The sequence below is a fragment of the Rhodococcus sp. EPR-134 genome (assembly GCF_001647205.1).
GTDB lineage: Bacteria > Actinomycetota > Actinomycetes > Mycobacteriales > Mycobacteriaceae > Rhodococcus_F > Rhodococcus_F qingshengii.
On the sequence record NZ_LVCT01000104.1, the window covers coordinates 1 to 8,820 of the forward strand.

At 62.6% G+C, this 8,820-nt stretch carries 13 protein-coding genes and 1 pseudogene; 9 read left to right on the forward strand and 5 right to left on the reverse strand.

Annotated features, from left to right (window positions below; genetic code table 11):
- Positions 1-134 precede the first annotated feature (134 nt).
- Positions 135-596, reverse strand: coding sequence for a hypothetical protein (locus A2J01_RS05070; protein ID WP_064112227.1), 462 nt, complete (start codon positions 594-596; stop codon positions 135-137).
- 231 nt (positions 597-827) lie between these two features.
- On the opposite strand from A2J01_RS05070, the gene A2J01_RS05075 reads away from it, so the two are divergent.
- The 5 genes from A2J01_RS05075 (at position 828) to A2J01_RS05095 (ending at position 3,263) form a co-directional block, all read left to right on the forward strand.
- The gene (locus A2J01_RS05075) at positions 828-1,514 is read left to right on the forward strand and encodes a DUF2786 domain-containing protein (RefSeq protein WP_064112228.1); all 687 of its coding nucleotides are present in this window, start codon (positions 828-830) and stop codon (positions 1,512-1,514) included.
- 74 nt (positions 1,515-1,588) lie between these two features.
- Entirely contained in the window at positions 1,589-1,864 is a 276-nt protein-coding gene (locus A2J01_RS05080; RefSeq protein ID WP_125053106.1) for a hypothetical protein, read from the forward strand.
- Positions 1,865-2,464: 600 nt separating this feature from the next.
- Positions 2,465-2,728 (forward strand): glutaredoxin-like protein NrdH, encoded by a 264-nt coding sequence (gene nrdH, locus A2J01_RS05085; RefSeq protein WP_047269175.1) that lies wholly within the window; start codon positions 2,465-2,467, stop codon positions 2,726-2,728.
- Positions 2,725-3,051, forward strand: coding sequence for a hypothetical protein (locus tag A2J01_RS05090; RefSeq protein ID WP_064112229.1), 327 nt, complete (start codon positions 2,725-2,727; stop codon positions 3,049-3,051). Before nrdH ends, A2J01_RS05090 begins: the two co-directional genes overlap by 4 nt.
- On the forward strand, positions 3,048-3,263 hold the full coding sequence (locus A2J01_RS05095; protein ID WP_064112230.1) for a hypothetical protein: 216 nt from the start codon (positions 3,048-3,050) through the stop codon (positions 3,261-3,263). Before A2J01_RS05090 ends, A2J01_RS05095 begins: the two co-directional genes overlap by 4 nt.
- Positions 3,264-3,302: 39 nt before the next feature.
- Here A2J01_RS05095 and A2J01_RS05100 read toward each other — a convergent pair whose 3' ends face one another.
- The gene (locus A2J01_RS05100; RefSeq protein ID WP_064112231.1) at positions 3,303-4,340 is read right to left on the reverse strand and encodes a hypothetical protein; all 1,038 of its coding nucleotides are present in this window, start codon (positions 4,338-4,340) and stop codon (positions 3,303-3,305) included.
- 242 nt (positions 4,341-4,582) lie between these two features.
- Here A2J01_RS05100 and A2J01_RS05105 point away from each other — a divergent pair, with 242 nt between their 5' ends.
- On the forward strand, positions 4,583-4,846 hold the full coding sequence (locus A2J01_RS05105; protein ID WP_058228455.1) for a hypothetical protein: 264 nt from the start codon (positions 4,583-4,585) through the stop codon (positions 4,844-4,846).
- A gap of 324 nt (positions 4,847-5,170) precedes the next feature.
- Here A2J01_RS05105 and A2J01_RS05110 read toward each other — a convergent pair whose 3' ends face one another.
- The gene (locus tag A2J01_RS05110) at positions 5,171-5,422 is read right to left on the reverse strand and encodes a hypothetical protein (protein ID WP_047269172.1); all 252 of its coding nucleotides are present in this window, start codon (positions 5,420-5,422) and stop codon (positions 5,171-5,173) included.
- Between the two features lie 242 nt (positions 5,423-5,664).
- On the opposite strand from A2J01_RS05110, the gene A2J01_RS05115 reads away from it, so the two are divergent.
- From A2J01_RS05115 to A2J01_RS05125, 3 genes are all read left to right on the forward strand, one after another.
- Positions 5,665-6,291 (forward strand): HNH endonuclease, encoded by a 627-nt coding sequence (locus A2J01_RS05115; protein ID WP_064112232.1) that lies wholly within the window; start codon positions 5,665-5,667, stop codon positions 6,289-6,291.
- Positions 6,292-6,373: 82 nt separating this feature from the next.
- On the forward strand, positions 6,374-6,643 hold the full coding sequence (locus A2J01_RS05120; RefSeq protein WP_064112233.1) for a hypothetical protein: 270 nt from the start codon (positions 6,374-6,376) through the stop codon (positions 6,641-6,643).
- Positions 6,644-6,904: 261 nt separating this feature from the next.
- Complete coding sequence (locus tag A2J01_RS05125; protein ID WP_058228451.1) at positions 6,905-7,201, forward strand: hypothetical protein; 297 nt, start codon at positions 6,905-6,907, stop codon at positions 7,199-7,201.
- A gap of 93 nt (positions 7,202-7,294) precedes the next feature.
- On the opposite strand, the gene A2J01_RS05130 is transcribed toward A2J01_RS05125, so the two are convergent.
- Entirely contained in the window at positions 7,295-8,464 is a 1,170-nt protein-coding gene (locus A2J01_RS05130; protein ID WP_064112234.1) for a site-specific integrase, read from the reverse strand.
- Between the two features lie 145 nt (positions 8,465-8,609).
- Positions 8,610-8,820: pseudogene (locus A2J01_RS36755) on the reverse strand (hypothetical protein); the annotation flags it as partial.

Sequence of the window (8,820 nt, forward strand, 5' to 3'; positions counted from 1 at the left end):
ATTGCAGCGGCCTGAGCGACCACGCCAGATCCAGACGTATCGCTTCGATCCGGCGGTATCGTTTCATCCACACATGGGAACGGCCGCAACACGATTAGGTGTGTTGCGGCCGTTCCCATGTGAGTCGGCTACAGCTACAGCCACAGGTATCCGCTCGACACCCAACTCGGAAGGCCACCCAGATACGCGCCGGCCCCGACACTGACCAGACTCAAACCCTGTCCGGCGGTGATGGTCGTGCTGGTCCGGCCGTTGGCTGCCAGCGTGGACTCAACGTGATTGAACGGCGCAATGCCGTTCTGCCACGACACGTTTACCGGCACCTCACACCCCGGGATCGAGCCGTAGGTGCCGTTCGGTGTGAGATTCACCGTTGTCTGATCAGGATGTCCCGGCACCACCTCGAAGTCGACGTGAATCGTGCCGAAGCACGGACCGGCAGGAACAGGAACGATGTCGGTGCCGGTGACCTGCAGAACAGCGGCCGGAGGGGCGGCGGACGCGGTGCCAGCCGCGATCGTGGCAGCCCCGGCAGCGCAGATCGCGGCGGAGGCGGCAATAGCAGTCGCCTGGACCAAACCTCGGCGAACAGTCATGGGAAGTCCTCTCATTCGATGACGAGTGAATCGAAGGGCCACCGTATCGAGCCCGGTTCCGGTGTATGCGGCCCGAAACAGGGGCGCCCGCAGTCGAGAGTCCTGTCCGCCGCATTCATGTCGTTGCTGCTGGTGATCGGCCGGTACCGAGGTTGCGGAGGTGCCGCAGTCACCGTGGTCGTTCGCGAACGTAGTCGCAGAAGGTAACCGAACGGGACGAGGGAGGTCGCAATGAGCGACGACAGGATTGACCGCATTCGTAAGCTGCTCGCGCAGGCAGACAGCGTTGCAGGCACACCCGAAGCGGACGTCTTCAACCAGAAGGCGTTCGAGTTGATCGCCAAATACGGTGTCGACGAGGCCGAAGTGCGACGGGTAAGCGGTTCCGGCCCTGCCGAGATCATCGTCTACGAAATCGAGATCTCCGGCGCCTACAAGGTCGATCGCGGTCTCCTTTTCAACGCGCTTGCCGGGGCACTGCACTGCTCGTCCATTCGAGTGAGTAAGTCTGACCGCCGCAAGGTGTTCGGCACCGCCGCAAATATCGAGCGGCTCAAATTGCTGTTCGCGCTTCTCTCGGTGCAGATGAATGCCGGTGCAGCCAAGGTTAAAGGCGTCTCCGCGTCGTCGACGTCCAGGGCTCGTCGGTCGTGGATGCTCGGATTCATTCACGCTGTATCCACCCGGCTCGAGGTCGCGGAGAAGGACGCCGCATACGACATCGTTGGCAGCGATCTGGTGCACGTCAACGACGCTGACCGTGCAGCCGCTGCGCTTCGGCTCGAGTATCCCAATATCCGGCAACTCAAGGTGCGGCGAAATGTGGACGGCCGCGCCCACGCGGACGGAGCCAACGCGGGAGGTCGCGCCGATATCGGCAACGCCCGAATGAGCTCGCGCCGAGCACTGACCCGCTAGCGCGCCACGTGCCGCGCACCCTGCCGAGCGGCGAGACAGTGGACATACCAACGGTTCCCGACCAGGAGGACATCATGTCAAGCATCAACCAGCGTGGAGACGCATTGAAGAACGTGCCGAACGCAGAGGATCGGCTGGCGGCGTTGGAGCAGTTCACCGTCTGCGGGCCGAACTATCGGCGACGGGTCGTCGACGAGTTGGGCCGTGCCCGCCGGATGTGGTGGGTCGAGTCGGCCGGTGCGTGTCTGGTCACCGCGGAGATCGCAGCTGGGTTGCGCCCCTCCAGCGATTACCAGGACCGGCACACCGAAGCCGTCTACAAGGCTTCACCAGGATCTGCCTCCGTCTGATCCGGTGGCGCGAGCGCCGGTGGGCGCAGGGGTGACTCGCCGCCCCCTGTGCCCACCGGATCCACGTCCGTCGCCGGCCGATTTCCGCGTCGGTCCTGTCCGGCGGTTCCGTCCATGACTTTCCGGATTGTGCGGGTGTTCGTGTCTACATGATTCTCACGGCGGCCGCGGATACTTCAGGGTGCGCGGGCATCCTGATATCGCTGTGGACTATTCACTGTCTGGACATGCTGTGAATGCAATACTATGCAGTATCTCTGAGCTGCTAATACATGCTAATTTTTGTCCCCATTTTAGGAGTCCAAGAGATCCGCATCGCCGCTTCGTTGGTCGTGTCGACTTGGATGCCGACTACGGCGAACACGCTGAGGTGGCCGAGGCTGGCGGCCGGATCTCGCCCAGCCCGACGAATCAAGGGCGGCCATGTAGGCAGATATTCTCTTGAAAATTGTTGCCGTACAACCGTTGTAACCGTCAGGCAGATGAAAGGGAAAACCATTCATGGTCAAAACATCATCGTCAAATCTTGAAAAGGGTTGCAACGCAAGGACTTTCGAGATACGATAGCAGAAGGATCTACTCACTTCCCAGGGGGACGACATGACAGTGACCGTGTACACCAAGCCCGCATGCGTTCAGTGCAACGCGACCTACCGCGCCCTCGACAAAGCCGGCATCGAGTACGCCGTCATAGACATCACCGAAGACGCTCAAGCCCGCGAACACGTCATGAGTTTGGGATACCTGCAAGCGCCGGTCGTAGTCGCTGGAAACGACCACTGGGCGGGGTACCGCCCAGACCGGATCAAGGACCTGGTGGATCGAACAGCGTCCACCGCCAATCGACTGGAGGATGCATCGTGAGCGCCGCACTGCACTCCGTCTCAGGCATTCCGAACCGGAACCTCGGCGCGGATGTTGATGCCGTCGAGAAGAAGCTGCGAGCCATGCTCGCCGCCCTCGACGATTCTCTCGCCGGAATCAGCGATGCTCGCGAAGCGCTCCGAGACCTGTACTCAGGTCCAACCGCATCGGACGAAGTCGAAACATTCCTCGCAGGCGAAGCCTCCAACCAGGACATCACCACCCATCTCGACGCCGCAGCCCGCAGCCTGCGCGCAGCTCTGGCAGTCATTCGCAGCCAAAAACAGTTGACGACACCACACATCCGTGACGGCCAACTGTGACCGATCCAGCGAACAACCGGCCCGCGAATCAGGAAACGGAACACCGAACCAGGGCGGGAGTGATCCGCCACAACGTCTTCGGCGTCGTAGCGCTTGCTGTCGCGGCCCTGGACTTCGTCATCGGCACCCGAACCATGTTCGTCGCGGGAGTCCTCGCCCTCACGGCCTCTGCCTACAGCTTCATCAGAGCCCATCGACTTCGAACACGTTGATCTCCGAAGCGCGGATCTGATCGACGAAGGGCGTGAACGCTATTCGTTGTCATCGGCGAGGATCGCTGCGATCCTCGCCGCCAACGCCTCAGCCTCCCGCTCCACGTCGTTCAGCGTCTCCCGCACATTCGCCAACTGTTCTTGCGCCCGCGCCCGCGCGTGCCAACCCACTGCCGGATCCACATCACTGAGCGTCGACACCGGTGGGCTGTCCGGCTCGTCCTCTAGCTCGGGCATCCGGGGCAAACCATCCCAGCCCGACCCCACGTGCCGGCCACCATTGCCAGATAGGTGCGCGGCCACGATCTCCCCAATCGCCGTCGCGCTCAACCCCCACCGAGCGCGCGCACTCTGCCGCCACCGCCCCATCCCCAGGCCGCCCCACCGATCGATGGGCACCACTAGCGGGCCGTCTCGGACCACCTGAGGCAAAGCTGCGTACGACTCTTGCGACTGCGCGGTCATCGGCTGAGCTTTCGCGAGCGCGGCCGCGACCGCCGCCGTCGAAGGCCACCTGTCCACATACGCCAACAACCGCGCCCAGCGCAGAAACACCGCAGCCGGACACACGCGCGGATCATCGTTGGCCGGCACCTGAATCCACACCTGGCCAACCTGAACCTGCAACGTCGAGTTGACTACCCGCACCTGGCTTCGTTGCAGCCGTTCGATCTGCCCGTAGGACATTCCAGCGGCCTTCGACAACACCAACAGCAGCGCATCCCGGCGGCCGAACAATCCCGACGGCCATCCAGCTGACGGCAGCGCTGCTACCACCTGTGCGGCCTCGCTCGACGGCCACTCGTGACCGCCACCGCCTCTCACGGCCCTCGCATCGGCCTTGGCAGGCACCGGGACCTGAGCGTGCATATGAGCTGCCCGCACAGCCGCCAGTCGTTCCCGTTGTGTCGACAACGCCGCCGGATTGGCGCGCACGAATCCGATCAGCGTCTCACGGTCTGCCGGGATAGGGGTGGCGCCGACACCGATGCACCAATCCGTGAACAGTGACCACCGCGCTCGATGGCGTACAGGCAGCACCATGCCCACGCGTTCGAGTTCATCGTGATCGTGCATGGCCCTACGGTATCCGCCACGGTCCCGCCGCAAATCGTGCGCGGCGCTTCCTTGCCGAAGCTCTGAACCCTGTCCGTCGACGCGGACCTACGAATCGTTCGTCGAATGCCCCGTTCACCGGTGGAAATGCCGTGGCCTACGCGGAGGTGAGCCCGACGGCTGCGCTGTTCGACGGTGCCGCACACCGGAACCCCGCCAGAGAGAGTTGTCCCAACAGCAAACGCCGAGCCGAGGAGCACACGATGAACGCCACTGACGACATCACCGACGACAACATGATCTCGACCGCGTTGCACAACGCAGCGGGCGAGGGCGCCATGCTCGTCGTGTTCGCCGACGGTTCCACCACTTCCGGTCCTCGTGTCCTGGTTGAGGGATTCCTCGAGGTGTCGACCCAGGAAGTCGCCCGCACCTTCGACGGTGCTGTCGTGGCCGGTTGGATCGCCGACGCGGGCACTGACTGGCACGCCGCCGTAGACCGCTACCGCCGCGAGATCGCGGCCTGAAAGCCACCTGCACCCGCAACCCCCCCGAGCGGGTGCAGGTCTCCCCCGCAGCCGGAACGTCAGCCCTCCCCCCCGGGTGATGCGTTCCGGCTGCGGCATTTCTGTGTGCGACAGAACCCGCCAGTGACTGATAGTTCCGCGTGGTGGACACCAGCCCATCCCTGCCGGCCCTGGGGCTGGCTGTCCAACCATTTCCCATATCCGAGCCTGCCTCGGCGAAGTCGACGGACACGACAACAACGTGCAGCGACCAGTACGAAAGCGGTGCCTCGAATAGCTATTCGGGGCACCGCTTAGGCTTTTTGTGGGTCGGCTGTGTCGCTGCTACGCGCCCCAAATCAGTGCAGCGCCTGCGACGACAGCGGCAATTGCACCGCCGAAGAGCAACGGGAACTCCTGACTCACCGTCATGCGTATCCGCCCCTGATAGGACGCGAAGCCGATCGCAAAGGCAGCGATCCCGACGACGAGGGCGAACCACCAGAACCCGTCGAACTTGCCCACGAGTTCAGCGACGCCCGGGGGTGCTTCCGGCGAGAGTTGCGGGATCTGTGTCAGGGCAGGGGAAGTGGACATGGAGCCTCCGATGATGTTGGTACGAACCGACCGAGTTCTGCCGGTGATTTCACATACAACTCTTCCCTACGTGCCTATTGGCTGCGGCACACCGTCACACCAGCTCGTACCCGAACGGCGCCGACGCTCGCAATGTCACTTCACGTTCCGAGTACGCGAACGCTCCCGGTTGTCTGCGATTACTGTCCAGCCGCCTACGCTGGTACCGGTAGCAGTCCAAAACCGCGGGAGGTGCACCGCTGATGACATTCGGAAACGACGCACCACAGCCACTTCCCTCGATGCCTGAACCCGCGCCGGAACCTCATGCATTCCAACTGACTTTGATCGGCGAACCTCAACCAGTCCGGATCCCGGAACGGATATGGCGATCCTGGTTCGAGAACCCCGCGATCGTGGCTCGCTTCGAGTCCAAAAGATACCGGCGGCTGGACGACCAATGCTGGCCATGGACTTCCGGGGTGTCATCAACAGGCTATGGATCCTTCCGCGCAGCAAGCCTGCCAGGCCCCTCGCGTCGGGGAACAGTCCCGGCCCACCTGTTCGCATTTCAGCTCGAATACGGGGTAATTCCACGGTTGGGCTGGTCCAATGCCGACGACGCCGTGCTGTGCCATCAGTGTGACTTCGCTGGCTGTACAAATCCGACTCATCTGCGACTGGGCACCCGTCGCACAAACCGCGGCGAATACGAACTGCGCCGCCGCAACATCGCCAGCCCTCTCGCAGACGTACGCGGACCGGCCGGCCGCACCCGGGCCATCGCTGACGCTGTCCGAGCAGGCCTCGAACGAAACGAAGACAGCACCGAAATCGACCGTCGAATCTATCTCGCAGAACAGGCCGGACTGCCCTTCACGCTGTGGTAACACGATGTGCCACAGCGGCCGCCGAAATCGCTATGGTTCACGTGACGGACTCAGCAGCCCACCAGAACCGAGGAGATATTCGATGGACGAAGAAGCGAAAAACCGCGTGCGAAACGAAATCCTAGATCTCGCTGCGGGCCAGGCAACCCTCGTTGGCAAAGGCGCGAAGGAATTCGCGGTGCTAGCCACGGAACAAATTGACGACGCAGACAAGGCGATCAAGAGTGGTGACCCAGATGGCGTTGCGACCCAATATGTCCAGCTCGCGAATGCTTACGCGACACTGGCATTGGCCGCATCCAATCAGGCGCTCCTCTTCGAGCGGCTACACAGCTCCGCTCTCAATCAGTAGGTATCCAGCCGAACGCTCGTCTCATGTCTGGAGCCCGGGGAGCCCTCGTCTCGTCAATTAACCAGGGAGTCTCCGGCCTCACGATGATCGAGTGCGCCGAGCGTGCTCGACAATGTATGTGCGACGTCAATCGTTCGAAGGCCGAGTCAATTCCTACGCGGGACACGTGCCGCGCCCTCCTCCAGGGCCCCGCATCGTGAGGAGGCAGCCACGCCGGAACCTCCGTTTCGGAAGATGCACGACCAGAAAGGCAATAGCGCAATGAATGTCCCAAATCACGCAACGCACGGCCAGGACGCAAACATCGTGGCACTCGGGTTCACCGGGGCGGACCGCTACAACTTGGTCCGGATCTTCCGAGACGGCGGACCCTCAAACACTGCCGATGCAGTGCTCCTCGACGAATACACGCGACGAGATGCAGAGTCCTTGGCGGCCTACAACAAATTCAAGATCCACCAGAGCAAACAACTTATCGTCGCCGCTCTCATCGGGATAGCGCTGTTACTCAGCGCTCCGTTCGGCATCCACATGATCATGGACCTGATTCAAATCTGATTCACATATGCCGGTGTGGGCACAACCAATTCCCCTCGTAGGTGCACCACGCGAGGGGAATTGGCGGGCGTAGGTCGCCCTGGCGTCCAGTGGTCAGAACCCGAGATCCATGACTGCGTTGTTTTGTGCCGGATTGCGTTCGCGCGCATAGATTTCAACCGTGGCCGGGGACTTGTGCCCAGTCTGACGCATGATCGAATGTGTACTTGCGCCATTCGACAGCGATTGTGTGACGAACCCAGCGCGAGGCGAATGCCCACCCAACATCATCACCTCCTCATCGCTGAACCCGGACGCACTGGCCCGCACCCGGATAACGCTGTGAATCGCCGCCCCTGACAACCCGGATTCGCTGATGTTCCCGTGCCGGTCGATCTTGCGGAACAACGGCGCCAACCCATCAACCGGGGAGGCACCGTGGTCGCGGCACACATGATGAGTGAACGGCTCGGTCCGCGCCAGCTCCGCGATCACCGCGGGCCGGCCTCCCGAATCGAACGCACACACCACCTGATGCCATCGCCGGTACGCGCAGACCGGGCACCGGTGATGATGACCCCGCCCGAAAGGCGCCACCTTGGTCTGTCCGACACCACTCTGGTCCGACTTCGATACCCGCACACGGAGATGCAGGCCGTCCTCCCGGTGCATCCGGCCATCGGCGAGGACAAGGTTCGCGAGCTCCGATCGCCGGAACGCACCAGCAAAGCCAAGAAGCAACAGCGCAGAGTCACGGCGTTCACGAACCTGGTCAACCCAACTACTGCACCCCTCACGAGCAGTCACCAGGATGTGTTCGATGTCGTCGAGCAGCAACGCTTCTCGCTGTCGGCTACGTCGGTTCGGATCGCGCGCAGCTTTGCGTTGCAAACCGGCCAGCGTGGACGCCACCAACTGACTCGTGCCCGGCGGCGGCAGCTCCGCGGCCTTGTGGAAGAAATTGATCGACGCCACCCACCTGCGCAGAGTCGTCGGCGAGTACGGACCCATGCCCTCCCGGGGTTCGGAGGCGGCTTCTGCCAGGTACGACGCCACCGTCTCCGCGGCCGCCGGCAAGGCATTGAGTTCGTTCGCTGCGCACCAACGAGCGAACCGATTCCAATCCGAGCGATACGCGCGGGTTGTCGTCGAGGCCTGCGACTGACTGACCGCTTCGACGACGCGGGCCTTCGCTTCGTTGCCTCCTCTCCCCCAGGGCGAGAGCTGTCCGCCAGCCGAAGTGGTGGCGGGGAGGTTCGGAATCGTTGACGGATCCATGTCCATATCTGGAACCGTAGCGGTGCCCTCTGACCTCACCGACGCCGTCAGTGAATCAAGTTCACGAGACCCCACGCATCCAGGTTCCACACCAGATGCCCGACGATCGATGGACACAGCGGCAGGGGTCTCTGGGGGTAGCCCCGCATTCTTATTCATGTGTGATTTTTGGGTCCTCTGTAGCGACTATGGGCGGCCACTCTGTTGGCTTGACGGTGCCCGGTTTCACCGCAGTAGCCGCATGTCCAGGCTTGGGATCCCAGTCGAAGTAGACGTTCCTCCACGCAAGTGGGCGATTGAACGATATGACGTTGCCGGTGAACTCCGCCAGTTGGAACGTCGTGTGATTCGTGCTGAACTCC